Origin of the sequence: Faecalibacterium gallinarum (assembly GCF_022180365.1) — a bacterium.
Lineage (GTDB): Bacteria > Bacillota > Clostridia > Oscillospirales > Ruminococcaceae > Faecalibacterium > Faecalibacterium gallinarum.
The window spans coordinates 23,145-47,170 of record NZ_BQKV01000011.1; the positions used below are offsets into that span (position 1 = coordinate 23,145).

The following is a 24,026-nucleotide window of genomic DNA, read 5'->3' on the forward strand; positions in this document are numbered from 1 at the left end:
AAATTGGTGGCCTTCTTTTTTCAGGAAATTTTCATTTTTGTACGGAAAATTCGGGCGGCGGCCTTTCAAAGCCGCCGGTTTTTTGCTATACTGGCAGAGTAGACGTTTTGGAAGGGGAGGCGAAGGGCCGTGCGATATCGTCCGCTGCACCACAACAATGAGTTCGGGCGGGTGTACGCCAAAGGCAAATCCTATGTGGACCCGGCCCTGGTGCTTTATGTTCTGAAAACCCGTTCCAAACGGACCCGGGTAGGCCTGACCGCCACCAAAAAGATCGGCCACGCCGTCCAGCGCAACCGTGCCCGCCGGGTCATGAAAGCCGCCATCGACGAGCATCTGGACTACAACATCGGCGGATATGATCTGGTCTTTGTGGCCCGGGCCCAAACCCCCCGGCTCAAGAGCTGGCAGGTCAGCCGGGCGGTGGCCCGGCTCTTCCACAAAGCGGGGCTGCCGGACAAGGCCCTGGCACCCGATGCGCCGCCCCCCGCCACCCGCCCGCCTGAGGGCTGGGCCGAGGGCAAGTGAACCGCCTTCAGGCGGTCTGCCGGGGGTTGCTCTGTCTGCCCATCCGGGGCTATAAGCGATTCATCAGCCCCGGGCTGGGGCTTAACTGCCGTTTCACCCCCACCTGCAGCGAGTACGCCATGGGGGCCATCATGACCCACGGCTGCATCAAGGGCCTGATTTTGACGGCCTGGCGGCTGGCCCGGTGCCAGCCGTTCGGGCGATGGGGGTTCGACCCCGTGCCCGAGCCCGGCCGCTGGCGAAGTGACAAACGGGTGCTCCACCCGGCCCAGGCTTTTGCCAAACGGAGGCCCCGCCGCCCCGGATGACCGGGGAATCTGATTTTGCTTCTTGTGACGTTCCGGTTGCTGTGAGCGGGATGTCCCACCCTAAAAATAATTTAGTCCTGCGCTCACAGGCAGGGCGGAATGGAAGCGCGTATGAATTTTCTCTACATCCTTGGCTGGCCTCTGGGCTATGTCATGCAGTGGATCTACAACCTGATCCCGAACTACGGCTGGGACATCATTATCTTCACCGTCCTGATCCGGCTGCTGAGTATCCCCCTGACCATCAACCAGCAGAAGAACATGACCCGGATGTCGGCATTCCAGCCGATGATCATGGAGATCCAGAAAAAGTACAAGGACAAGCCCGAAAAGCAGCAGGAGGAGCTCAGCCGCCTGCAGCAGGATTTCGGCTATAACCCCACCAGCGGCTGTTTCCCCATGCTGCTGAACTTCTTTGTGATGTTCGGCGTCATCGAGGTCGTGTACCGGCCCCTGCAGCGAATCTTCCACATCAGCGAGGCGGCTCTGACCGCCGCCGGCGAGGCTCTGACTGCCCTGGGCATCAGCTTCACCACCGTCACCCGGGACACCAACATCATCGCCCAGGTGGTGGCAGGGGAGTCCAGCGTCCTCAGCGCCTTCACCGCCGAGCAGGTGGAGACCATCACCGAGTTCAGCCGGCACATGGATTTCTTTGGCATCGACCTGACCAGAGTGCCCCAGTACAGCCTGGCCGCCGATAACCTGCCTCTGCTGATCTTCCCCATTCTGGCCATTGTGACCATGTTCCTGTCCACCCACCTGAGCATGAAGTCCTCCGGCCAGCAGCTCCAGGGCAGCATGAAGCTGACCATGTACCTCATGCCCCTGATGTACGTCTTCTTCTGCTTTACCGTGCCCACCGCGTTCTCCCTATACTATGTGGTCGGCAACGTGCTGATGGCTGTCCAGAGCGTTCTGGTCAAGAAGCTCTACGACCCCGAGAAGGTCAAGGCCGAAGTGGCCGCCGAGATTGAAGCCAAGCGGAAAGAACAGCGCCGCGGCGTCAAGAACACCACCATCAAAGTGGTGGACGAAAAGACCGGCAAGACGGTGGAGAAGAACCTGTCGGCCAGCGAGATGAACAAGCGCCGCCTGGAGTACGCCCGTCAGCTGGACGCCGAGCGGTATAAGGACGAGCGGACGGTGCCGCTGTCCGAGCTGGAGAACAAAAAGGAGGATTGACGGTATGATTCGTACCAAGGAAGCCACCGGTAAAACGGTTGAAGAGGCCCGCGCTGCTGCCTGCGCGCTGCTGGGTGTCTCGGCGGACGACCTGAACGTCCGCTATGAAGTGCTGCGTATGCCCCAGAAGAGCGGTTTTCTGGGCCTGAAGCTGACCCCCGCTCTGGTGCGGGTCACCGTTGAGGAGCCGGACGCTCCGGTCCCCGCACCCAAGGCTGCCCCCGCAGAGCAGCCGGCCCCCGCCTCCGCGCCGGTGGAGAAGGCCCCGGTGGAAGAGGCAGTCCCCCAGGCAGAGGAGGTCTCTGCTCCCGAGGCTGAGCCCCAGCAGGAGACCGAGGCCCCGGCCCAGCAGCCGGAGGCAGAGGCAGTGGAAGAAGCTGCCGCCCCCGCCGCTGAAGATGAGGAAATCCCCCTAGACATCGAGTCGAACCCCAAGGTCAAGGCGGCCGTGGAGTACCTGAAAGAGATCATTGCCCTGATGGGGGTGCAGGATGTCCAGTTCAGCGCCCTGCAGAAGGGTGAGGCTACCATCATCCGTCTGGACGGCGAGAAGCTGGGCGTCCTGATCGGGCGCCGGGGCGAGACCATGGAGAGCCTGTCCTACCTGGCCAGCCTGGTGGCCAACCGGCTGGAGGGCGACTACATCAAACTGGGCCTGGATGTGGCGGGCTACCGCGGCAAGCGGGAGAGCGACCTGACGACTTTGGCTCAGCGGATTGGTGCCAAGGTGCGCAAGACCGGCCGCAGCTTTGCCATGGAGCCCATGAACCCCTACGAGCGCCGGATCATCCACTCGGCCATCAGCCAGATGGAGGGTCTGCGCAGCGAGAGCAAGGGCGAGGGCAAGGACCGCCGTGTAGTGATCTACTCCACCGCCCCCGATGCCCAGAACACCACCACCGAGCGCCGGGGCCGTGGGTCCCGCCGCGGCGGCGCACCCCGCAGTGGGGAGCGCCCGGCTGGCCGGTCCGGCAATGGCCGTGGCGGCCGGGGTGGGGATCGGGGTTCCCGTCGCGGGCCCCGGCCTTCCAGCGTGCCCGAGCGCAGCTACGTCACCCGGGATGCCGAGGACGCCGCCCCGGTGGCGCCCAAGCGGACCGAGCGGGTGGATGATTTCGCCGATCTGAGCTTCGGCAAGATCGAGCTGTAAGAGCCCGCCGAACGAAAAGCATCTTCCCAGCCTCCCGGTTTTGGCCGGGAGGCTTTTTTTGGCCGCGAGATACCTTTCGTGGGACCATAAAGCGGGGCGCCGCGGCGGCCAACGGCTGCGGATGGATGGGGTTTTAAAATACCCTCTGAAAGTTCCGATTTGGAGCAATTCTGTTTGGACATTGTTTTCCACTGGATTTCAAAAGTTTGTGGAAAACCCGCGTGTTTTCTTTTTCCCCCAATCGTGGTACAATAAATTCGAACTGTTTTCGGCAAAAGGAGGGCCAACCATGCAACATTCCACCATCGCCGCCATCGCGACTGCCCCGGGTCAAGGGGGGATTGCGGTGGTCCGCCTCTCCGGCCCGGAAAGCTACCTTGTGGCCGAGCGGGTATTTACCCCCGCCAACCCCAAAAAGACGGTGGCCGGGGCCAAGGGGTATACGGCCCTCTTCGGCCGGTTCTGTCAGGCGGGGGAGTGCTTTGACGAGGGGGTGGCCCTCTTTTTCCGGGCACCCCACAGCTATACCGGCGAAGATGTGGTGGAACTGTCCTGCCACGGGGGCGATGCCGTCGCCCGCCGTCTGGTGGAAGCCTGCATCCAGGCCGGGGCGGCCCCCGCTGGGCCGGGGGAATACACCCGCCGGGCCCTCCTCAACGGCAAACTCAGCTTGACCCAGGCCGAGGCGGTCATGGACCTGATCTCGGCGGGTGGGCGGCAGGGGGCAGCCCTGGCCAATGCGGCTCTCTCGGGGGCTCTGGCCCGGAAGATCGAAGCCCGCCGCCAGGCTCTCACCGCCCTTCAGGCCCATTTGACGGCCTGGGTGGATTTTCCCGAAGAGGATGTTCCCGCCCTGGAACAGGATCACCTGAAAGAAGAACTCACCGCTGCCGCCGAGGAATTGGACGGGTTGATCGCCGGATATGGCGCTGGGGCCGTCCTGCGGGAAGGGGTGGACTGCGCCATTGTGGGCCGTCCCAATGCGGGCAAGTCCACCCTGTTAAACTTGCTGGCCGGGTTCGACCGTGCCATCGTCACCCCGGTGGCGGGCACCACCCGGGACGTGGTGGAACAGAGCGTCCAGCTGGGAGAGATCCGTCTGAACCTCTTTGATACGGCGGGCCTCCGCCAGACCGAGGATCCCATCGAGGCCGAGGGAATCCGCCGCAGCTGGCGAAAGCTGGAAGAGGCCGGGCTGATCCTGGCCGTCTTCGACGGGGCAGAGGACCTCTCCGACGAGGATCGGGAGCTGGCCCGCCGGTGCGCCGGCCGTCCGGCCCTGGCCCTCATCAACAAGGAGGACAAGCCCCCCCGGCTGGACCCGGCTGAGATTGCCCCCTGTTTCCAGAAGGTGATTTCGGTCTCCTGCAAGGAGGAAAGTTCCCGCCCCCTCATTGAGCAGGGGGTGAGCGAGCTGCTGGGCACCAACCGGGTAGACCCCCACGCTGCCAGCCTTTCGGGCCAGCGGCAGCTGGCGGCAGCGGTCCGGGCCCGGGACGCCCTGCGGGAAGCCCTCTCCGCCATCGAGATGGGTTTCGGGCTGGATGCGATTTCGGTCTGCATGGACGATGCCCTGGCCGCCCTCTGCGACCTGACCGGCGAGAACGCCAGCGAGGCGGTCATCAACGAAGTGTTCGAGCGGTTCTGCGTGGGGAAATAATGATTTGAACCCACCCACCCCGCCCTTTAGAGGTGCCCCCTTGCCGCTGCGCGGCGTTCCCCCTCTGGGGGAATAAACCGAAAGCGGCTGCTGCATCGCAGGAGGTGCCAGCCGGCAAACAACTCCACAAATAAAACATCACAATTCGATAAAAAACAACGATACAAAGAAGAATATCAAAATCTATCTCAGAGAAACAACAGAGAGGAACAACACCATTTATGATTCAACTTGGCGAGTATGATGTCATCGTCATTGGTGCAGGCCACGCTGGCATCGAGGCCGCCCACGCCGCGGCGGTGCTGGGCGCAAAAACGGCGGTCTTTACCATGAGCCTGGACGCCGTGGGCAATATGCCCTGCAACCCCAGCATCGGCGGCACCGCCAAGGGGACCCTGGTGCGGGAGGTGGACGCCCTGGGCGGCCTGATGGGTCTGGCCGCCGACGCTACCTATCTCCAGAGCCGGATGCTCAACCGGGGCAAAGGTCCCGCCGTCCATGCTCTGCGGGTTCAGACCGACCGCAAGCGGTACCATATGTATATGAAGCACGCCCTGGAGCGGACCCCAGGCCTGGCCATCCACCAGGCCGAGATCACCGACATCCTGGTGGAGCAGGGGAGAGTCGCCGGTGTGGTGACCCAGCTTCATGGCGTTTACAAGGCCAAGTGTGTGGTGATCGCCACCGGCACCAACCTGGGGGGCAAGATCTTTGTGGGGGATGCCTGGTACGCCTCCGGCCCCGACGGAATGCACGCCTCCACCGCCCTTACCGAGAGCCTGAAAGCCGCCGGGCTGCCCCTCCGCCGGTTCAAGACCGGCACCCCCGCCCGGGTCCACCGCCGGAGCATTGACTTCGACAAACTGGAGCGCCAGCCCGGGGACCCCGACGACCAGCTCCAGCCCTTCAGCTTTATGACCGACGCCCCCATGCACAACCGGGTGGAATGCTGGGTGGCTTATACCAACCCCGAGACCCACAAAATCATCCTGGACAACATCCACCGCAGCCCTCTGTACGGCGGCATGATCGAGGGGGTGGGGCCCCGGTACTGCCCCTCCATTGAGGATAAGGTGGTCCGCTTTGCCGGGAAGGACCGTCACCCCCTGTTTGTAGAGCCCTGCGGCGAGGACACCGAGGAGATGTATTTGCAGGGAGCTTCCAGCAGCCTGCCCGAGGATGTCCAGAATGCTTTCTACCACAGCATCCGGGGCTTTGAACATCTGGAAATCATGCGCCCGGCCTACGCCATCGAATACGACTGCGTAGACCCCACCAGCCTGGAGCCCACCCTGGAGAGCAAGATCGTCCGGGGGCTCTACGGCGCCGGGCAGTTCAACGGCACCTCCGGCTATGAGGAGGCTGCTGCCCAGGGTCTGCTGGCGGGTCTGAACGCCGCCCGGAACGCCCTGGGTCTCTCCCAGCTGGTGCTGCCCCGGCAGTCCAGCTATCTGGGTACCCTGGTGGACGACCTGGTGACCAAGGGGGTCATGGACCCCTACCGGATGATGACCAGCCGGAGTGAATACCGGCTGACCCTCCGGCAGGACAACGCCGACCAGCGGCTCACCCCCATCGGCCGGGAATACGGCCTGGTAGGGGAGGACCGGTGGGAAAAATACCAGCACACCCAGGCTCTGTTGGAGGCCGAGCGCCGCCGGCTGCAGGAGAGCCACCTGAAAACCGAGCCCTTGCGGGAGGCGATGGTGGCCGCGGGATTGACCCCGGCCCAGCAGGGCGGTGTGGCCGCCGAGCTGCTCCGCCGCCCCGAGATCAGCTACCCCCTGGTGGCGGGGATCATCGGCTGGGGCGAGGGGATCACCCCGCTGCTGGCTGAGCGGCTGGAAACCGAGATCAAATACGCGGGCTACATTGCCCGGCAGGACCGGATGATTCACGAGGTGGCCCGGCAGGAGAAAACTCTGATCCCCGCCGACTTCGACTATCAGGGCCTCACCGGCCTGACCCTCGAAGCCCGGGAGAAGCTGGCCCAAATCCGACCCCGAAACCTGGGCCAGGCGGGGCGGGTGCCCGGGGTATCGCCCTCGGATATTGCCCAGTTGAGCATCGCCCTGGCCGCCGCCCGGGCCCAACAAGCAAAAAAGGAGGAATCCCCCCGTGATTGAGAAAGCACGCCTCGCGGAAAAGTGTTCCACATGGAACATCAACCTCACCCCCGAACAGCTGGATCAGCTGGATCGGTACGCCCAGATTCTGGTGGAGTACAACCAGAAGGTCAACCTCACCGCCATCACCGACCCCGAGGGGATCGAGGACAAGCATTTCCTGGATAGCCTGCTCTTTGCCAGCCAGCCCGAAGTGGAGGGCCGGATGGTGGATGTGGGCACCGGCGCCGGGTTCCCCGGTGTGGTGACCAAGATCTATAAACCCGAGATTGAATTGACCCTCATGGAGCCCACCGGCAAACGGGTGGATTTTCTGAAATACGTCTGCGCCGAGCTGGGCCTGACCGGGGTGGAGTTCGCCAAGGAGCGAGCCGAGGAAGCCGCCCGAAAGATCTGGCGGGAGCAGTTTGACCTGGCCAGCGCCCGGGCGGTGGCGGCTCTGCCGGTGCTGGCGGAGTACTGCCTGCCCCTGGTGAAGGTAGGGGGCTGCTTCCTGGCCATGAAGGGGGCCAGCGGCGCCGAGGAACTGGCCGCCGCCCGGCCCGCCATCCGGAAGCTGGGGGGCGAGTACGCCGAGACCCGGACCTTCCATCTGCCGGGGGGAGATGCCCGGACCCTGATTTTATGCAAAAAGATTTCGCAGACTTCGACCGTTTATCCCAGAAACGGCGGCAAAATTGCGAAATCGCCCCTGAAATAACGATAGAACGTAAAACACGGACGCGAATCCGGTCGAACGATTTTTCTGGCAGAACGGGTGTTTCTGTGGTAAGCTCTCTGTAACAGGCGAGTTTTCCACCGGAACACCCGTTCTTTGTGGAAAAATTCACTCAAAAAACAGGAAAAGCCCGCCCGGCGGGCCGAAGGGGGCAGGGAACGCAGGTGTTTGAGCGCAGAAAGACCGAGGGAAAAGTGTATGCTTTGCCCATCGACAAGATTGACCCGTCGCCCTATCAGGCGCGGCGGATCTTTGACGAGTCGGAGCTGGCGGGCTTGGCCCGGAGCATCCAGGAAAACGGCCTCTTGCAGCCGGTGACAGTGCGGCGGCTGGAGGGGGACCGGTATGAGCTGATCGCAGGGGAGCGGCGGCTGCGGGCCTGCCGACTGGCGGGGATGGAGACCATTCCCGCCATTGTCCGGGAGTACGAGGATTCCCAGACGGCAGCCCTCGGGCTTCTGGAAAATTTGCAGCGGATGGATTTGAACCCCTTCGAGCAGGCCCAGGGGCTGCGGGATGTGATTGCCCTCTGGGGCTGCACCCAGGCGGAGGCAGCCCGGCGGTTGGGGATGGCCCAGCCTACTTTGGCCAACAAGCTGCGGCTGTTGCAGCTGACCCCGGATCAGCAGCAGTTTGTGCTGGACAATCACCTGACCGAGCGCCACGCCCGGGCGGTGCTCCGGCTGGAGGAGGGGAGACGGTCGGAGGCTCTGATCCACATCTGTCGGTATCATCTCAATGCCCGGGCCACCGACCAGTACATCGACCAGATGCTGAATCAGAAGGAGACGGCCAAAGCCAAGGTGCGCCGCCTGCCCATGGTGAAGGACGTTCGGATTTTCATGAACACCATTGACCACGCCATCCGCCTCATGACCGACCACGGGGTGCCCGCCACCGCCCGCCGGGAAGAGAAGGACGGATACATTGAGTACACGGTCCGGATTCCCACCGGAGCGGGGACCAAAGGGTGAGGGGCCGCTTTTTGAAAAAAGCGGCGCAAAAACTTTTTAAACAAAAAACCGTAGGGTTGTTTGAATCTACGGGCGGCTGCGGCAGAGAGAGCCTGTGTTTCGATTTTGTTCCATGTGGAACACTCCCCGCCCGGCCAAAAAACTGAATTGCGTCCCCCAGGGCTGCTTTCTTCTCCCGGAGCAGCCCTGTTTTGTTATTTTTGGGGGATTTTGGGGCCAAAAAACCGCAGATAAGGTTTGACGCGCCCAGTAGGATGGATTATAATAGACCTGTATCGAGAGAAAATGAATCCACGGTTGTTCCACGTGGAACAACTACATAGGGGAGGAACATATATCAGTGGGTAAAATTGTGGCTATCGCAAACCAGAAGGGCGGCGTGGGCAAGACGACCACCGCCGTCAATCTGTCGTCCTGTGTGGCGGCCCTGGGCAAAAAGGTTCTGATTGTGGACCTGGACCCCCAGGGCAACACCACCACCGGTTACGGCATCGCCAAGCGGAGCGTGGAGGTGGGCACCTATGAACTGCTGGTGCAGGACGCCGAGACCCGCCAGGCCATCCGCAAAACCGAGTTCCGTACCGACGTCATCCCCTCCAATACCCGGCTGGCCGGGGCTTCTCTTGAAATGGTGGATCTGCCCGGCCGCGAAAGCCGGCTGCGGAAGGCCCTGGCCCAGGTGCAGCAGGACTATGACTTCATCTTCATCGACTGCCCGCCCAGCCTGGACCTGCTCACCCTGAACGGCCTGTGTGCCTGTGACAGCGTCCTGATCCCCATTCAGTGCGAGTATTACGCCCTGGAAGGCTTGTCCGAGCTCATCAGCACCTTGAAAACCATCCGCAAGAAGTACAACAGCTACCTGGACATCGAGGGCGTCGTCTTTACCATGTACTCCGGGCGGTACAACCTGACTTTGCAGGTGGTGGAACAGGTCTGCAAATACTTCGGCCCCAAGGTCTACAAGACTACCATTCCCCGGAGCATCCGCATCTCGGAGGCCCCCAGCTACGGCCAGCCCATCAACTTCTATGAGCCCAAGGGCAAGGGCAGCGAGGCGTATATGGATCTGGCCATCGAGTTCGTCAAGAGCAACCGGCCCCACGACGCCGCGCCCCGGCGCAAAAAAGCCAAAGCCGCCGCGCAGTGATCCGGGCCGAAACCATAGAGGAGGGGAGAAGTGTCAATGGCAAAAGGAAGAGGGGGCCTGGGCCGCGGGCTGGAGAGCCTGTTTGAGGATGCCGCGCCCAGCTTCGAGACCGACGGCAGCGTTCAGACGCTGCCCTTGCGGGAGATCGAGCCGGACCCCAACCAACCCCGTAAAACCTTCGACGAGTCCAGCCTCGCCGAGCTGGCCGCCAGCATCGCCGAACACGGGCTGCTCCAGCCCATCGCGGTGCGGCCCCGGGTAGCGGGGGGATACACCATCGTCGCCGGGGAGCGCCGCTGGCGGGCCTGCCGGATGGCGGGCCTGGCCGAAGTGCCGGTGATTATCAAAGATGTCTCCGATCAGGAGGCCATGGAGCTGGCCCTGGTGGAGAACCTCCAGCGGGAGGATCTGGACCCTGTGGAAGAGGCCTGCGGTATCCGGGAACTGATCGCCCGGTGCGGCCTTACGCAAGAACAGGCCGCCCAGCGTCTGGGCAAAAGCCGGAGCGCTCTGGCCAACAGCCTGCGGCTGCTCAACCTGCCGCCGGATGCGTTGGAGCTGCTCCGGAGCGGGTTTCTCACTGCGGGCCACGCCAAGGTGATTCTGGGCCTGCCCACGCCGGAGCTCCAGAACCAGGCGGCTCAAATCATTGCGGACAACCAGCTCAACGTCCGCCAGGCCGAGGCCCTCTGCAAAAAGCTGGCCAAGGCTCCCAAGGAGCCGCCCCCGCCCGAGTTCCAGAGCAGCCTGCCCGCTGAGGTGGAGCTGAGCCTGAAAGAGGTTCTGGGCAACGAGGTGTCGGTGAACTACCGCAACGGCAAAGGCAGTTTGACCGTCCGGTTTTATTCGGACGACCAGCTCAAGGCCTTTGCCAACCTGCTGGGCCGGTACGACAAGACCGGAGCCGAGGGGCCCGAATTTTAATTGAATCAGTCGATCCAAGGCCGGGCCGGGGGAGAAAAGAGGAACCTCCGCCGCCCGCCTTTGAACGCCCCGGAGGGCCGCCCCCGGGGGGAAGAAATCGAGGATAAGGAGAGTTAGTATCATGCTCGATATCAAATTTGTCCGGGACAACCCGGAGGCCGTGAAGGAAAACATCAAGAAGAAGTTCCAGGACGCCAAGCTCCCCCTGGTGGACGAGGTCGTCGAACTGGACGGCAAGTACCGTGACTGCCTGAAAGAGGTGGAGAACCTCAAGGCGGCCCGGAACAAGCTCAGCAAGGCCAATGGCCCTCTGTTCGCCCAGCTGAAGAAGTGCACCGACGAGGCCCAGAAGGCCGAGATCCAGGCCCAGATCAACGCCAACAACGAAGCTGTCAAGGCGGACGCCGACAAGATGGCCGCCCTGGAGGCCGAGCAGGAGAAGATGGCCGCCCGCATCCAGGAGATCATGTACACCATCCCCAACATGATCGACCCCAGCGTGCCCATCGGCCCGGACGACAGCTACAATGTGGAGGCCCAGCGGTTCGGCGAGCCGGTGGTGCCCGATTACCCCATCCCGTACCACACCGAGATCATGGAGAGCTTTGACGGCATCGATATGGACGCCGCAGGCCGCGTGGCCGGCAACGGTTTCTATTACCTGCTGGGCAACATCGCCCGCCTGCATGAGGCGGTGCTGGCCTACGCCCGGGACTTCATGATCAGCAAGGGCTTCACCTATGTGATCCCGCCCTTCATGATGCACGGCGACGTGGTCAAAGGGGTCATGTCCTTCCCTGAGATGGACGCCATGATGTACAAGATCGAGGGCGAGGACCTGTACCTGATCGGTACCTCTGAGCACACCATGATCGGCCGGTTCATCAACCAGACCCTGGACGAGGCAAAGCTGCCCCTGACCCTGACCTCTTACAGCCCCTGCTTCCGCAAGGAGAAGGGCGCCCACGGCATTGAGGAGCGGGGCATCTACCGCATCCACCAATTCGAGAAGCAGGAGATGATCGTGGTCTGCCGCCCTGAGGAGAGCGCCGACTGGTACGAGAAGCTCTGGCAGTATTCCGTCGAGCTGTTCCGCAGCATGGAGATCCCCGTCCGCCAGCTGAACTGCTGCTCCGGCGATCTGGCCGACCTGAAGGTCAAGAGCTGCGATATCGAGGCCTGGAGCCCCCGCCAGCAGAAGTACTTTGAGGTGTGCAGCTGCTCCAACCTGGGCGACGCCCAGGCCCGCCGCCTCCACATCCGTGTGAAGGGCGCCGACGGCAAGAGCTATCTGGCCCACACCCTGAACAACACCTGCGTGGCGCCTCCCCGCATGCTGATCGCCTTCCTGGAGAACCACCTCCAGGCCGACGGTTCCGTTACCATCCCCAAGGTGCTCCAGCCCTATATGGGCGGCCTGGAGGTCATGGTGCCCACCAACAAGAAGTAATTCAAAATACCCATTGCAAAAACGGCAGAGCCCTGGGGGCTCTGCCGTTTTTGCATTCGCGCCGTAGGTTGGGTGGGGGCTAAAACGTATCAGTCGCGGCAGCCGCAGGTTTGATCGCGCCGAAAGGGGAGGGAGCCTAAACGGGTCCGGGAGTGTTAGCCCCCGGGCTCCTGAAAAGGGCGGGCGGGAGTATAAATCAACCGCGCAGAGCCTGGCGGTTTCCGGCAACGAAGGACGATACTGACGCCCCAGCGGGCAAAAGGGAACCCCCCGCAGCCCAGCGGAATTGCAATTGGTAATTACCTCATTCCTAAGCCTATAAAAACCCATTGAGAAGGGGGTGAAAAGAAAGAAAAATTTTTTTAAAAAAGTTATTGACAAAATCCATCGAATTGCATATAATAATAAAGCACCGTGCGGTGCGAATCAAATATGGCGGTATAGCTCAGTTGGCTAGAGCATTCGGTTCATACCCGAAGTGTCACCGGTTCAAATCCAGTTACCGCTACCATTTTACAGAGTTTCGCTAAGATATGGGGGACGGTCGCCCGCAATAGTGGGTGATGGAAGTCGGAGGTTTTAGCGAAGCTCTGTATTTATAAGGCCCGTTGGTCAAGCGGTTAAGACACGGCCCTTTCACGGCTGTAACATGGGTTCGATTCCCGTACGGGTCACCAAAACGAAAAGCTCTGCAAGATGCAGGGCTTTTTCTTTTTTCATATCCCGGTCAGATTCCGGCCCGCATTACATCAACCCAAGAAAAAGGAGGAATCCCATGCAGATCCGTCCCTACCGCCCCGCCGACCTGGCGGAGATGGCCGCCCTCTTTTATGATACCGTCCACACCGTCAATGCGGCAGATTATACCCCCCGCCAGCTGGACGCCTGGGCCACCGGGCAGGTGGATCTCGATGCCTGGGACGGCTCTCTCCGGGCCCATCTTTCCCTCGTGGCAGAGGAGAATGGCCGGATCATCGGCTTCGGGGATCTGGATGCCGCCAGCGGCTATTTGGACCGGCTCTATGTCCACAAGGACTACCAGCGTCAGGGTGTGGCTTCGGCCCTCTGTGACCGGCTGGAAGCCGCCGCAGAAGGACGGGTGTATACCCACGCTTCCATCACCGCCCGGCCCTTCTTTGAAAAGCGGGGCTACTGTGTCCAGAAACAACAGCAGGTGGAACGGCGGGGAGAGCTGCTGACGAATTTTGTGATGGAAAAAATCTGTAAAGAGTAGCCCCGCCCGGCAGAAGAAGACAAGAAAAAGGGAGCAGAAACCAAACCGGTTTCTGCTCCCTTTTGTCATTGGACGGGTTGGGGAGATTACCCCTTTTGCTGGTTTATGTAGTCCAGGATATCCCCGGGCCGAAAAGCCAGAGCCTCGGCCCCGGCGGCGGTCAGCTCCCCAGCTCCCCGGAAGCCCCAGACTGCCCCCATGGCGGGCAGCCCCGCGTTGTGGCCGGTGAGGATATCCACGTCGCTGTCCCCCACAAAAAGGGTGGTGGCGGGGTCAGCGTTCAGCTGCCGCATCAAATCCCATAGGCCGGTGGGGTCCGGTTTGGTGGGCACCCCGGGGCGGCTGCCCCGCACCGCCGAAAAGGCCCCCGGCCCAAAGTAATGCTCGATGATTTTTCCACAAAGGGCGTCTGCTTTGTTGGAAAAAACCGCCGTCTGGATGCCCGCGGCTTTCAGTTCCTTCAAAAGCTCGGGGATGCCGGGATAAGGCGCAGTTTTGTCCTCCTTGTGGGCGTCGTACCGGGCCGTGAACTGGGCCAGGGTTTCGGCCAGCCGGTCGGGGGTCCGGGCCTCGGCGGGGGAGAACCGCTCCACTAGTTTGGGGATGCCGTTGCCCACCATATATTTGTACTCGGCCACCGTGTGCTGGGGCCAGCCGTTCTGGGCACAGACCCAGTTGGCCGCGTCGGCTAGGTCGTCGATGGTGTTCAGCAATGTTCCGTCCAGATCAAATAAGATGGTATGAATCACAGGAAAAGTCTCCTTTGTGTTATGGTTTATTCTTCCAGAAATTGGGCGCAGCGTTCTCCGTCGTCCAGGGGGATGCTCCGCACATTCCAGCGGGTGCCGCCCGGCAGTACCAGGGTCAGGTCTGCCCGGCGCTTGACCACCGCCCAGGGGTTCTGGCTCATCACCAGGCCGGGGGCGGGGGAAAAGACACACCCGCAGTGCATCCGCAGCCCTTTCTGCCGACGGAAGGTCAGCCGCCCGTCGCTGGGCCAGGCTCCCTCCCGGAAAAAGCCCTCTACCGCCGCCAATACCCCTGCGAAAAAGACCAGGGCCGGCAGGGCCAGCAGGACAGTCAATTCCGGCATCACCTGCCGGGAGACCAGGGCCAGCAGCGCAAACAGGGCGCAGGGGATCCCCGCCGGCAGGAAAAAGGCCAGGCTTCGCCCCCCGATGGGGACCCGTCGGGCGGGAGGCATCCGCAGCCCGGGCAGCAGCTCTTCCAGGAGTTTTTCCTGCCCGGCCCGGTAGACGAAGAGAGGTGTCTCTGTGCCCTTATAGCAGCCCGCCGAGAGGTAGACCGGGTATCGCCGCAGCAGCCGGGCCACCGGCGAGAGCCGCACATCGGCGCAGCTCACCCGATCCAGCCGGAACCGCCGCTCCACCCGGCGGAAAAGCCCGCCCCGGCTGGCCAGAACCCCGCCGCCCCGCCAGACCCGATAGTGGACTGTGTGACCGAAACTTCGGGCCAGGCTCAGCCCAAAGAGGACGGTCAAGCCGGTCAGCAGCCAGGCCAGGCCCGCGGGCAGCCACCGGGCTACCCAGGCCGCCGTCTGGCTCAGCTGGGTCAGGGCCAGCAGCTCCGCCGAAGGGGTATAAACCCGTCCCTCCCGCAGAGAGAGAAAAACCAGCAAAAGGGTGGAAAGGCTGTTGGTACCCAGCAGCACCAGGGCCAGACGCTCGCCGCCCCGGGGGTGATATTCCTGCTCCGGGGGCGCGGGCATGAGGGTGTCCGCCAGCAACGCTGCGTCCCGCCGGGTCAGATAGAGCCGGGCGGTTTTGCCCTGGCCCCGGGCGGCGGGGTAGAGGGTCACAAGGTTTGCTCCCGTCAGCCGGGCCAGCAGGGGCCGCTCGATCTGAACCACCGCCAGCTCCCGGCTGCGGATCAGCCGCCGGCGCTCTACGATGAGATTCCACCGTAGATGGAGCGCGCCCTCTTGATCCAGCTCCCAGCGGCTGGCGTGGAGGATTACCCCGCTGACTGCGGTCAGAAATGCAAAGAGGGCCAGATCCTGTTCCAGGGCGGTGCGCAGAGCGTCCCAATCCCGCTCAAACAAAACTTGTACCAGGGGCAGCAGATAGAGCAAAAGGGTTTTGCGAAGAAACCCCACCGCATGGAGCGGGTGGTACCGCCGGAGCCCGGTCATGACGGGGCCTCCTCTGGGGGAGGAGCAGCCAGCAGGGCCCTGCAGAGCAGATCTGCCTGACGGGCCGGGATGCCCGGCAGGGCCGCCCACATCCCCGGGGAAAAGAGGACCAGCACACTGGCTCCCGCCAACCGGAGCAAAGGGGTGCGGAAGACCAGAGCCGAGGTGATCCCTCGGCGGGGCAGAACCCGCCGCACCGGGAACACCACCCCCAGCCGGATGGTCAGGGCCCGGGGCCCCAGCTCCGCCGTGAAACTGGCCGCCCGCAGCCCCAGCAGAAAGACCAGAAGGGCCCATCCGGCGCAGAAGGCTGCTCCCCAGATCAGCCCCTGCCAAAAGACAAAGGGCGCAGCAAACACACCGGGCAGCGCCGCCCAAAGGCAGAGCACCGCCCGGGCCCGGGGGGTCAAGGTGACCCGGAGGGGATGCGGTTCGGCAGAGTTGTTCACAGGTTATTCAGGCCCCATTCTTCGGTCAAAAGGTGGAGGGTGTCGTCCTGGGTCAGGCAGAGAATCCGGTCCCAGGGCAGCAGCACAGTGTTGCCGTGGGGGATGATGAACTCGGTGTCCCGGGTGATGCTCACCAGAATCGAGTCCCCGGGCATGGGCACATCTTTGATGGGCTGGCCCGCGTACTTGAAGTTCTCGGGCAGCAGAATCTCGTTCAGGCTGGCGGTGCCGCCGCCCAAAGAAAGCAGCTGCCGGATGGTGTTGGTCTCGATCTCCCGCTCCAGGATATGGCTCAGGTTGTCGGTGCCGCAGACCACCGTATCGACGCCCAAAATGTGCAGAAGCTCCCGGTTCTTGGGGTTGGAGGTCCGGGCCACCGTCCGGCTCACCCCAAACTCCTGTTTGGCGATCTGGCAGGCGATGAGGTTGTCCTCGTCGTTGCCGGTCACCGCCACAAAGGCGTCGCACTGCTCCACCTCGGCGGTGCGCAGGGTGTCAAAGTTGATGGAGTCGCCGCAGATCACCGGGATATCCAGCTGGTCGGCCAGCTGGCGGCAGATGGCCTCCACCGGCTCGATCAGGGTGACTTTGTGGTGGTGGGCCAGCAGGCTTTTGGCCAGGTACATCCCGACTTTGCCGCCGCCCGCAATACAAACTTTCATAACAATACCTCTTTATACAGATAGTTGATGTGCGGGCGGGTTATTTTGCCAGCGCGCGGAAGACGGCTTGCTCGGTCAAGATGGTGGGGCAGATGGTTTCCAGCCCATAGATCCGGTGGTAGAGCAGCTGCAAATGGGAGTCGGAGACCCGACAGATCACCTTGTCCTTGTGGAACATCTTCTTGGCGATCTGGGCGGCCATCAGATTCACCGAGTCGTCCTCGGTGACGGCGGCCACTGCGTCGCAGCTCTCGATGCCTCCCCGGCGGAGGGTTTCGGGGTCGGTGGGGTCTCCCACCAGGGCGGTGCCCGCAAAGGAATAATCGTCGAAGGTTTCCAGCCGTTTGAGCTGTTCGCCGTCTTTTTCGATCAGGGACAGATCGTGGCCGATCCGTTCCAGATCCCGCACCAGGGAGGCGCCCACCTGGTCGCAGCCGATCACCAGAATATTCATTCGATTCACCTCGTTGGTCTAAGTAAACTCGCGTTCAAAATCAAAGGAACCGGCAGGGCCTTATCGCCCCGCTTCAAGGCTTATTATAGCCCATCAGCGGGGCAGCGTCAAATCCGGCAGGCGGGGGATTCCTCTTAGATTTTTCACCGCCCGGCGGGGGGAAAATTCCCGCCCCCGGGGCGGAATTTTGATTTTTTCCGTGCGCTGGGGCGCATAGTATGGTATACTACAAGGTACATTGGCCGGTCCCCGGAGGGGCGGCGGAATATGGGAGGGACAAAATGGTTCTGGAAATTCTCAAAGCGATCCTGATGGGGATAGTGGAAGGCATCACCGAATGGCTGCCCATCTCCTCCACCGGGCATATGATTCTGCTGGAGCAGCTGGTCCAGTTCGACGCCAGCGAGGAGTTTATCTCCATGTTCCGGGTGGTGATTCAGCTGGGGGCGATCCTGGCGGTGGTGGTGCTGTTCTGGGATAAGCTGTGGCCCTTTGGGGTACGGCACGGGCGGCTGACCTCCAAACCGGCAGTCTGGTCCCTCTGGATCAAGGTGGTGGTGGCCACCCTGCCGGTGCTGATCATCAGCCCTCTGGACGACTGGATGGAAGAAAAATTCTACAATTACATCACCGTGGCGGCTATGCTGATCCTCTACGGCGTTCTGTTTATCCTGGTGGAGGCTCGGGGGGCCAGCACCCGGGTGAGCCGGCTGGAACAGATCACCCTGCGGGAAGCCTTTATCATCGGCCTGTGGCAGACCCTGGCCATCATCCCCGGTACCTCCCGCAGCGGCGCCACCATTGTAGGTGGGCTTCTGCTGGGGCTCTCCCGGGCCTGCGTGGCGGAGTTCACCTTCTACCTGGCCATCCCGGTGATGGCAGGGGCCTCGGCCCTTAAGGTGGCCAAATTCGCCCTCTCCGGCGTGGGGATGACTGGCACCGAGATCGCCATTCTGGCGGTGGGGTGCCTGGTGGCCTTCGGCGTCAGTATGGCGGCGATCCGCTTTTTGATGGGTTACGTCAAGCGCCACGATTTCCGGTTCTTCGGCATCTACCGGATTGTGCTGGGCCTGGTGGTCCTGGGAGTGGCGGCGGCCACGGCCCTGGGCTAAGAAACTTTTTTAAAATTCAGAGAAAGCCGCTCCCGGCCGGGGGCGGCTTTCTCTGTGCAAAACAGGTTTGGCGTTGGGCCGGGTTTGTGCTATAATGGGCCCAAAGAGAGTAGGGGCCGCGGGATTTGGCGGCCCGAACACTGCCCAAAAAGGGAGGAAACACAATGGACGCATCGACTGTTTATTTTACCGACTTCCGCTGCCCGGTGGGCACCAGCCTTACCGAGAAGCTCCGCCGGCTCTGCCTGGTGGCCGGTATCAAGAACATTGAGATGGACGGCAAGTTCGTCGCCATCAAGATGCACTTCGGCGAGCTGGGCAACCTGGCTTTCCTGCGGCCCAACTACGCCAAGGTGGTGGCCGACCTGTGCAAGGAGCAGGGGGGCCTGCCCTTCCTGACCGACTGCAACACCCTGTATCCCGGCAGCCGGAAAAACGCCCTGGAGCACCTGACCTGCGCCCAGCTCAACGGCTTCTGGCCCATGACCACCGGCTGCCAGGTGCTGATCGCCGACGGCCTGCGGGGCACCGATGAGGTGGAGGTCCCCGTTCCCAATGGCGAGTACTGCAAGACCGCCAAGATTGGCCGGGCCATCATGGACGCCGATATCTTCATCAGCCTGAACCACTTCAAGGGCCACGAGGCCACCGGTTTCGGCGGCGCCATCAAGAACATCGGCATGGGCTGCGGCAGCCGGGCCGGCAAGATGGAGCAGCACGCCTCCGGCAAGCCGGTGGTGCAGCAGGAACTCTGCCGCGGCTGCCGTCACTGCGCCAAGGAATGCGGTTCCGACGCCATTACCTACGGCGCCGACCACAAGGCATTCATCGATGAGGACAAGTGCAAGGGCTGCGGCCGCTGCATCGGCGCCTGCAACTACGACGCCATCTATAACCCCAACAGCAGCGCCAACGAGGAGCTGGACCGGAAGATGGCCGAGTACGCCGCTGCGGTCTGCAACGGGCGCCCCTGCTTCCACATCAACCTGGTGCAGGATATCAGCCCCAACTGCGACTGCCACGGGGAAAACGACGCGCCTATCCTGCCGGATGTGGGTATGTTCGCTTCCTTTGACCCGGTGGCCCTGGACCAGGCCTGCGCCGACGCCTGCCTGTCCGCCACCCCGCTGCCCAATAGCCAGCTGAGCGACAACCTGGCCCGCCCCGGCTGGAACTGCCACCACGACAACTTCAAGGACTCCAACCCCAACATCGAGTGGAAGGCTACTCTGGAGCAGGCCGAGAAGATCGGCCTGGGCACCCGCAAGTATGTCCTGAAGAAGATCTGAGATTTTTCATATCCCGCGAAATAAAAAAGCGGCCTGCACTCCCCACAAAGGAGGCGCAGGCCGCTTTTGGTTTGGTTTGGATGTAACTATGGGGAGCTTAGGCCTCGCCGCCCAGAGGCACCCGGGCGTCCACTACATCCCGCAGAGTCTCCCAGTCGGCGGTGGTGTAGTCGGGCAGGGAATTGGTGTCGATGCCGGCGTCGGACAGCAGGGGCTCCATGTCCCCCTCGCCCGAGAGGATGGCGTCGGCCTGGGCCCGGACGATGGGCCAGACGGCGGAGAAGTTCTCCTGCTCTTCGGTGCTCAGGGCTTCATACCAATCGGTGAAGCTGGAAACCACAGCGGCGCCGTCCCGGCGGGCCAGGGAATTTTCCTCCGACCAGTTCAGCAGCTCCACGGCCGCCTGAACCGATTTCAGCGAGCTGCCCGCGGTGCCGGGGCCCCAGCCCAGGCAGGAGCCCAGAGCACCCGAGGGGCTGGTGATAGCGCCCAGCATGTTATTTTCATCCCCGTCCACCGAAGGGGCCGGGATCTCCGAGTCATCGGGCAGGGTGGGGTCCATAGCCGCCACGCTGGAAGAGGCGGGGGCGGAGGGCTCGCTGGCCGAGGAGGCAGAGGAGTCCTTCTTGCAGCCCGCCAGGAGCAGAGCCCCGCAGAGGCAGAGGGCGAGGAGCGGAACAAAACGGATATTTTTCATTGAGAAACCTCCTTTGCGCCCGAGGGCGCGGATGAGTGGTGATGTATCCAGGATGGGAAAACGCCGCTGGGGCGTCTGGCTTCTGACACAAGTATACTGTCCCGGGGTGGGGTTGTCAATTCTGGGCTTTTGGGGGGCGGTTGACCCGGCCCGCCCAAACCGCTATAATGAAACTTAGTACCGGACAACGGCAACAGAAACAGGGGAGAGCGGCCCGCCGGGCCGCCCCCATCGCGGAGGCGTTAGAAGATGAATACAAAAGAAGTTTTTTCCCTGGACGGTCTGTTCGATTTCCTCGATAAGAGCGTCAGCCCCTACCACGCAGCAGCAGCGGCCGCTGAGATTCTGGAACAGGCGGGTTTCCAGCACTGCCCCGAGAGCGCGCCCTGGGCTCTGACCCCCGGCGGCAAGTACTATACCACCCGCAACGGCTCGGCGGTGCTGGCCTGGCGGATGCCCGCTGCCGGCGGCCTGACCGGCTGGCACGTCACCGCCAGCCACAGCGATTCTCCCTCCTGGCAGATCAAGAATCCCGATGTGGAGGACAAGATGTACGCCAAGGCCGAGACCGAGGGCTACGGCGGAATGATTATGCCCACCTGGATGGATCGTCCCCTGAGCGTGGCGGGCCGCCTCCTGGTCCGGACCGAGAAGGGGATCGAGACCCGGCTGGTGGCCCCCAACCGGGCCCTGGTCTGCATCCCCAATCTCTGCATCCACTTCAACCGGGAGGCCAACAAGGGCTATGTTTATAACCCCCAGGTGGATCTCCAGCCCATCTGCGGTGCAGCAGGCGGCAGCCTGCTCAAGACCCTGGCCGAGGAGGCCGGTGTAGCCGTGGAGGACATTGTGGCCCACGACCTGCTCCTCTGCGTCCGCCAGAAGGCTGAGCGGGTGGGCCTTTCGGGCGAGTACTTCATGTCCGGCCGGATCGACGATCTGGAGTGTGCCTACACCACCCTCTGGGGCTTCCTCCAGGGCCGGGGCGAGGAGCCGGGCCGCTGCGACGTCTGGTGCATGTTCGACAACGAGGAAGTGGGCAGCTCCAGCCGCCAGGGCGCCCAGGGCACCCTGATGGCCGACGTCATGGCCCGGATTGAGGATGCTCTGTCCGTTAGCCGGGAGGCCAGCATCCGGGCCCGGTCGAACAGCCTGCTGCTGAGCGCCGACAACGGCCACGCCAACCACCCCAACCACCCCGAGAAGAGCGACCCCCGCAACCCGGTGCAGATGGGCGGCGGCGTCCTGCTCAAGTACAACGCCAACCAGAACTACACCACCAGCGGCTTCACCGCGGCGGCCTTCAAGGAGATCTGCCGCCGGGCGGATGTGCCGGTGCAGGCTTTCGCTAACCGGGCGGATGTGCCGGGCGGCCGTACCCTGGGCAACCTGCTGGGCCACCAGATCGCCATCCCCATGGTGGATACCGGTCTGGGCCAGTTGGCCATGCACTCCGCCGTGGAGACCGCCAGCTGCGCCGACGCCGAGTACATGGCCCGGGTCTGCGCTGAATTCTACAACACCCCCATCTTCCAGCCGGCAGACGGGGTATGGCAGCTGGGCCAGTGAGCGGCGGGCCGGTCGGGCGGTTCGCCCCCAGCCCCAGCGGGCGGCTTCACCTGGGGAACCTGGGGTGCAGCCTGCTGGCCTGGCTCTCGGCCAAGAGCCGGGGCGGGAAGATCGTTCTGCGGATCGAGGACCTGGACGCGGCCCGCTGCCCCCGGGTCTACGCCGACCAGCTGGAAGAAGACCTGGCCTGGCTGGGCCTTGTCTGGGACGAAGGGGGCTCCCAGGGCGGCACCCACGGCCCATACTACCAGAGCGAATGTTCCGAGATCTATACTCAAAGTTATAAAAAACTGGAAAAAATGCATCTGGTATACCCGTGCTTTTGCTCCCGGGCCCAGCTCCACGCCGCCAGCGCCCCCCACACTTCGGATGGGAATGTGGTTTACCCAGGCACCTGCCGGGATTTAACCCCCGCCGAGGTAGCGGCCAAGGCCCAGGTAAAAGCCCCGGCCTGGAGGCTCAAGGTTCCGGACGAGGTGATCTCTTTCGAGGATGGCTGCATGGGCCCCCACGCCGAGAACTTGCTTACCGACTGCGGGGACTTTTACCTCCGGCGGGCGGACGGGGTGTTCGCCTATCAGCTGGCGGTGGTCGTGGACGACGCCCGGATGGGGGTCACGGAAGTAGTGCGGGGGGCAGACCTGCTCTCCTCCACCGCCCGGCAGCTCTATCTTTACCGGCTGCTGGGGCTGAAAGCTCCGGCCTTTGCCCATTGCCCGCTGCTTTTGGCGGCGGACGGGCGGCGGCTCTCCAAGCGGGACGGGGACCAGAGCCTTGAGAACCTGCGGGGAAAATACACCGCCCCCGAGATCGTGGGCAAACTGGCCTGGCTCTATGGCATCCAGCCCGAGCCCGCCCCCCGCACCCCCGAGAGCCTGCTGGCAGAGTTCGACTGGGCCAAGGTGCCCAAAGCGGATATCTGCATCCCCGAGGGGCTATTCTAAAAACGATTCAGAAAGACAAAAAAGTGCGCCGCCGCAGGCCGTTTGGCCTGCGGCGGCGCTGTTAATTTAGTCGGGAATGAGATACAAGATCATGAAGAAAGACCAGACGCTTTCCGTAGGATCAGAGGGGTTGGTAATGTACATCGGATAAATAAAATAATGAGGGGTTCCAGTAAATTGGTTTTTTTCAATGTAATCATTAAAGCGATCGATGGCGCGGTTGATTTGGTCTGTATAGTACTCAATTGCGTACTCTTCAGAATTGGTGCCAGAAAGAGGCGAGATGCCCCAATTGTTTCCTTGACGTCTTGTAGAAAAAACTCCTTTGCAGTCGTCTATCCAGTCAGTTTGTAAGGACTGAAGAGCTTGTTTGTTAAGGTCATCATAAGAGGTGGGAGAAAGTGCAATCTTCTGAGCGTATTTCTCCGCAATCTTGCTTAAAGAGTCAAAATCCGGGCTTTGGGTAAAATTGTTATCGTTTAAAATTTCGATGACACTAGAAGCGATAGCCTCGTTCTTTTCATAAGGAAGGGGGCCGCTATCACTGCCTCCCCCGCCGCCGCAGGCGGTGAGCATAGCCAACATCATCATGCCGGCCAGGAAAGTGGCAACCAGTCGTTTCATTTTTTTCATAAAATTTCCTCCGTCTTATGGATGCAGAGAAGATTTAAAATTGCCGCCGCAGGTGCAAACAAGCTGCGGCGGCTTTTTTACAGAGAAAAATACGAATTAAGATAGTTCGTAGTAAATGACTCCAAAGATAGCCCACAGATTATCATCGGCGTTGGCCGGATTAGCGATGTGATAAACACGGACGCAATAATAAGGAGTGGAGGAAGGAGCACCGAAAGTCGTGTTACTGCTGTTAAGAGAGCTAATTATCTGCTCCTCGGTCATAGAACCGTCCATGAAAGATAGCACGACCCCCAGGTTTTCTTCCAGGGATTTGTTAAGAGCGGTTTCACAGTTTTTGCCCAGCTCGTCCACCAAATTAATAAACAATGTAGCAGCGGGAGCAGACTCGTTATCCTTATAAGCTAAAGCCGACTCGTAGTACTCGCCGGGCTTCTCGGAAATTTTTTGTGAAATGGCTTCAATAATCGCATTGACATCGCCATTGTTAAAAGGCGTGCCGCTTGATGCCATCCGAGCATTCAGGGCTTCTTCAATGCTAGAGCTGCGGTCAATAAAATCATTGCCGCCTCCGCTTCCACTCCCGCCGCCGCAGGCAGTCAGCATGGTCAGCGCCATCACACCGGCCAGAAGGACTGCAACGAGTCGTTTCATTTTT

Annotated in this window: 23 protein-coding genes, 2 tRNA genes and 1 pseudogene; 18 read left to right on the forward strand and 8 right to left on the reverse strand. The window is 62.0% G+C overall.

The window, feature by feature from the left end:
- The first annotated feature begins 129 nt into the window (after window positions 1–129).
- The 14 genes from rnpA to JCM17207_RS01100 all read left to right on the forward strand — a co-directional run bounded on the left by rnpA (window position 130) and on the right by JCM17207_RS01100 (window position 13,407).
- Complete coding sequence (gene rnpA, locus JCM17207_RS01035; RefSeq protein WP_238315596.1) at window positions 130–528, forward strand: ribonuclease P protein component; 399 nt, start codon at window positions 130–132, stop codon at window positions 526–528.
- Window positions 525–836, forward strand: a complete 312-nt coding sequence (gene yidD / locus JCM17207_RS01040) for a membrane protein insertion efficiency factor YidD (protein ID WP_238315597.1) — start codon at window positions 525–527, stop codon at window positions 834–836. The genes rnpA and yidD overlap by 4 nt, the downstream gene beginning before the upstream one ends.
- A 111-nt stretch (window positions 837–947) precedes the next feature.
- Window positions 948–2,021, forward strand: a complete 1,074-nt coding sequence (locus JCM17207_RS01045; RefSeq protein WP_238315598.1) for a YidC/Oxa1 family membrane protein insertase — start codon at window positions 948–950, stop codon at window positions 2,019–2,021.
- A 4-nt stretch (window positions 2,022–2,025) separates the two neighbouring features.
- A complete protein-coding gene (gene jag / locus JCM17207_RS01050; protein ID WP_238315599.1) occupies window positions 2,026–3,171 on the forward strand; it encodes an RNA-binding cell elongation regulator Jag/EloR in 1,146 nt (381 codons plus the stop codon).
- Window positions 3,172–3,460: 289 nt separating this feature from the next.
- Complete coding sequence (gene mnmE, locus JCM17207_RS01055; RefSeq protein WP_238315600.1) at window positions 3,461–4,831, forward strand: tRNA uridine-5-carboxymethylaminomethyl(34) synthesis GTPase MnmE; 1,371 nt, start codon at window positions 3,461–3,463, stop codon at window positions 4,829–4,831.
- Between the two features lie 221 nt (window positions 4,832–5,052).
- The gene (mnmG, locus tag JCM17207_RS01060; protein ID WP_238315601.1) at window positions 5,053–6,957 is read left to right on the forward strand and encodes a tRNA uridine-5-carboxymethylaminomethyl(34) synthesis enzyme MnmG; all 1,905 of its coding nucleotides are present in this window, start codon (window positions 5,053–5,055) and stop codon (window positions 6,955–6,957) included.
- Window positions 6,950–7,657, forward strand: a complete 708-nt coding sequence (gene rsmG, locus JCM17207_RS01065; protein ID WP_238315602.1) for a 16S rRNA (guanine(527)-N(7))-methyltransferase RsmG — start codon at window positions 6,950–6,952, stop codon at window positions 7,655–7,657. Before mnmG ends, rsmG begins: the two co-directional genes overlap by 8 nt.
- 182 nt (window positions 7,658–7,839) lie before the next feature.
- Window positions 7,840–8,649 (forward strand): ParB/RepB/Spo0J family partition protein, encoded by an 810-nt coding sequence (locus tag JCM17207_RS01070; RefSeq protein WP_238315603.1) that lies wholly within the window; start codon window positions 7,840–7,842, stop codon window positions 8,647–8,649.
- Window positions 8,650–8,989: 340 nt separating this feature from the next.
- Window positions 8,990–9,799: a ParA family protein gene (locus JCM17207_RS01075; RefSeq protein WP_238315604.1), complete on the forward strand. Its 810-nt coding sequence runs from the start codon at window positions 8,990–8,992 to the stop codon at window positions 9,797–9,799.
- A gap of 36 nt (window positions 9,800–9,835) precedes the next feature.
- Complete coding sequence (locus JCM17207_RS01080) at window positions 9,836–10,723, forward strand: ParB/RepB/Spo0J family partition protein (protein WP_238315605.1); 888 nt, start codon at window positions 9,836–9,838, stop codon at window positions 10,721–10,723.
- A 121-nt stretch (window positions 10,724–10,844) separates the two neighbouring features.
- Window positions 10,845–12,173, forward strand: a complete 1,329-nt coding sequence (serS, locus tag JCM17207_RS01085; RefSeq protein ID WP_238315606.1) for a serine--tRNA ligase — start codon at window positions 10,845–10,847, stop codon at window positions 12,171–12,173.
- Window positions 12,174–12,607: 434 nt separating this feature from the next.
- Window positions 12,608–12,684, forward strand: a tRNA-Met gene (locus JCM17207_RS01090).
- A gap of 91 nt (window positions 12,685–12,775) precedes the next feature.
- Window positions 12,776–12,850: transfer RNA gene (locus JCM17207_RS01095), tRNA-Glu, on the forward strand.
- Between the two features lie 98 nt (window positions 12,851–12,948).
- Entirely contained in the window at window positions 12,949–13,407 is a 459-nt protein-coding gene (locus JCM17207_RS01100; RefSeq protein ID WP_238315607.1) for a GNAT family N-acetyltransferase, read from the forward strand.
- 86 nt (window positions 13,408–13,493) lie between these two features.
- Here the strand turns inward: JCM17207_RS01100 and JCM17207_RS01105 are convergent, their stop codons facing one another.
- Genes JCM17207_RS01105 through JCM17207_RS01125 form a run of 5 tightly spaced genes read right to left on the reverse strand, consistent with a single transcriptional unit; the run spans window position 13,494 to window position 17,124 of the window.
- The gene (locus JCM17207_RS01105) at window positions 13,494–14,156 is read right to left on the reverse strand and encodes an HAD family hydrolase (protein WP_238315608.1); all 663 of its coding nucleotides are present in this window, start codon (window positions 14,154–14,156) and stop codon (window positions 13,494–13,496) included.
- A gap of 26 nt (window positions 14,157–14,182) precedes the next feature.
- The gene (locus tag JCM17207_RS01110; RefSeq protein WP_238315609.1) at window positions 14,183–15,559 is read right to left on the reverse strand and encodes a YdbT family protein; all 1,377 of its coding nucleotides are present in this window, start codon (window positions 15,557–15,559) and stop codon (window positions 14,183–14,185) included.
- Window positions 15,556–16,008, reverse strand: coding sequence for a YdbT family protein (locus JCM17207_RS01115; protein WP_238315610.1), 453 nt, complete (start codon window positions 16,006–16,008; stop codon window positions 15,556–15,558). The genes JCM17207_RS01110 and JCM17207_RS01115 overlap by 4 nt, the downstream gene beginning before the upstream one ends.
- Window positions 16,005–16,670 carry a potassium channel family protein gene (locus JCM17207_RS01120; protein WP_238315611.1) on the reverse strand — a complete coding sequence of 222 codons (666 nt, stop codon included), beginning with the start codon at window positions 16,668–16,670 and terminating at the stop codon, window positions 16,005–16,007. The genes JCM17207_RS01115 and JCM17207_RS01120 overlap by 4 nt, the downstream gene beginning before the upstream one ends.
- Before the next feature lie 40 nt (window positions 16,671–16,710).
- Window positions 16,711–17,124: a potassium channel family protein gene (locus JCM17207_RS01125; RefSeq protein WP_238315612.1), complete on the reverse strand. Its 414-nt coding sequence runs from the start codon at window positions 17,122–17,124 to the stop codon at window positions 16,711–16,713.
- Window positions 17,125–17,405: 281 nt separating this feature from the next.
- Between JCM17207_RS01125 and JCM17207_RS01130 the strand changes: the two genes are divergently transcribed.
- Window positions 17,406–18,236, forward strand: a complete 831-nt coding sequence (locus tag JCM17207_RS01130) for an undecaprenyl-diphosphate phosphatase (RefSeq protein ID WP_238315613.1) — start codon at window positions 17,406–17,408, stop codon at window positions 18,234–18,236.
- A gap of 164 nt (window positions 18,237–18,400) precedes the next feature.
- Window positions 18,401–19,525: a DUF362 domain-containing protein gene (locus tag JCM17207_RS01135; protein WP_238315614.1), complete on the forward strand. Its 1,125-nt coding sequence runs from the start codon at window positions 18,401–18,403 to the stop codon at window positions 19,523–19,525.
- A 97-nt stretch (window positions 19,526–19,622) separates the two neighbouring features.
- Here the strand turns inward: JCM17207_RS01135 and JCM17207_RS01140 are convergent, their stop codons facing one another.
- The gene (locus JCM17207_RS01140) at window positions 19,623–20,222 is read right to left on the reverse strand and encodes a hypothetical protein (RefSeq protein ID WP_238315615.1); all 600 of its coding nucleotides are present in this window, start codon (window positions 20,220–20,222) and stop codon (window positions 19,623–19,625) included.
- A gap of 249 nt (window positions 20,223–20,471) precedes the next feature.
- On the opposite strand from JCM17207_RS01140, the gene JCM17207_RS01145 reads away from it, so the two are divergent.
- A complete protein-coding gene (locus JCM17207_RS01145) occupies window positions 20,472–21,791 on the forward strand; it encodes a M18 family aminopeptidase (protein WP_238315616.1) in 1,320 nt (439 codons plus the stop codon).
- Entirely contained in the window at window positions 21,773–22,735 is a 963-nt protein-coding gene (gene gluQRS / locus JCM17207_RS01150; RefSeq protein ID WP_238315617.1) for a tRNA glutamyl-Q(34) synthetase GluQRS, read from the forward strand. Before JCM17207_RS01145 ends, gluQRS begins: the two co-directional genes overlap by 19 nt.
- A 66-nt stretch (window positions 22,736–22,801) precedes the next feature.
- Here the strand turns inward: gluQRS and JCM17207_RS01155 are convergent, their stop codons facing one another.
- Both JCM17207_RS01155 and JCM17207_RS01160 read right to left on the reverse strand, forming a co-directional pair.
- Complete coding sequence (locus tag JCM17207_RS01155; protein ID WP_238315618.1) at window positions 22,802–23,368, reverse strand: hypothetical protein; 567 nt, start codon at window positions 23,366–23,368, stop codon at window positions 22,802–22,804.
- Window positions 23,369–23,464: 96 nt separating this feature from the next.
- Window positions 23,465–24,026, reverse strand: a pseudogene (locus JCM17207_RS01160) (hypothetical protein); the annotation flags it as partial.

Bases quoted from the DNA above. Each gene is read 5' to 3' on its own strand.
- JCM17207_RS01045 (WP_238315598.1), top strand. From the start codon at position 948: ATGAATTTTCTCTACATCCTTGGCTGGCCTCTGGGCTATGTCATGCAG.
- jag (WP_238315599.1), top strand. From the start codon at position 2,026: ATGATTCGTACCAAGGAAGCCACCGGTAAAACGGTTGAAGAGGCCCGC.
- mnmE (WP_238315600.1), top strand. From the start codon at position 3,461: ATGCAACATTCCACCATCGCCGCCATCGCGACTGCCCCGGGTCAAGGG.
- mnmG (WP_238315601.1), top strand. From the start codon at position 5,053: ATGATTCAACTTGGCGAGTATGATGTCATCGTCATTGGTGCAGGCCAC.
- JCM17207_RS01080 (WP_238315605.1), top strand. From the start codon at position 9,836: ATGGCAAAAGGAAGAGGGGGCCTGGGCCGCGGGCTGGAGAGCCTGTTT.
- serS (WP_238315606.1), top strand. From the start codon at position 10,845: ATGCTCGATATCAAATTTGTCCGGGACAACCCGGAGGCCGTGAAGGAA.
- JCM17207_RS01100 (WP_238315607.1), top strand. From the start codon at position 12,949: ATGCAGATCCGTCCCTACCGCCCCGCCGACCTGGCGGAGATGGCCGCC.
- JCM17207_RS01110 (WP_238315609.1), bottom strand. From the start codon at position 15,559: ATGACCGGGCTCCGGCGGTACCACCCGCTCCATGCGGTGGGGTTTCTT.
- JCM17207_RS01120 (WP_238315611.1), bottom strand. From the start codon at position 16,670: ATGAAAGTTTGTATTGCGGGCGGCGGCAAAGTCGGGATGTACCTGGCC.
- JCM17207_RS01125 (WP_238315612.1), bottom strand. From the start codon at position 17,124: ATGAATATTCTGGTGATCGGCTGCGACCAGGTGGGCGCCTCCCTGGTG.
- JCM17207_RS01130 (WP_238315613.1), top strand. From the start codon at position 17,406: ATGGTTCTGGAAATTCTCAAAGCGATCCTGATGGGGATAGTGGAAGGC.
- JCM17207_RS01135 (WP_238315614.1), top strand. From the start codon at position 18,401: ATGGACGCATCGACTGTTTATTTTACCGACTTCCGCTGCCCGGTGGGC.
- JCM17207_RS01140 (WP_238315615.1), bottom strand. From the start codon at position 20,222: ATGAAAAATATCCGTTTTGTTCCGCTCCTCGCCCTCTGCCTCTGCGGG.
- JCM17207_RS01145 (WP_238315616.1), top strand. From the start codon at position 20,472: ATGAATACAAAAGAAGTTTTTTCCCTGGACGGTCTGTTCGATTTCCTC.
- gluQRS (WP_238315617.1), top strand. From the start codon at position 21,773: ATGGCAGCTGGGCCAGTGAGCGGCGGGCCGGTCGGGCGGTTCGCCCCC.
- JCM17207_RS01155 (WP_238315618.1), bottom strand. From the start codon at position 23,368: ATGAAAAAAATGAAACGACTGGTTGCCACTTTCCTGGCCGGCATGATG.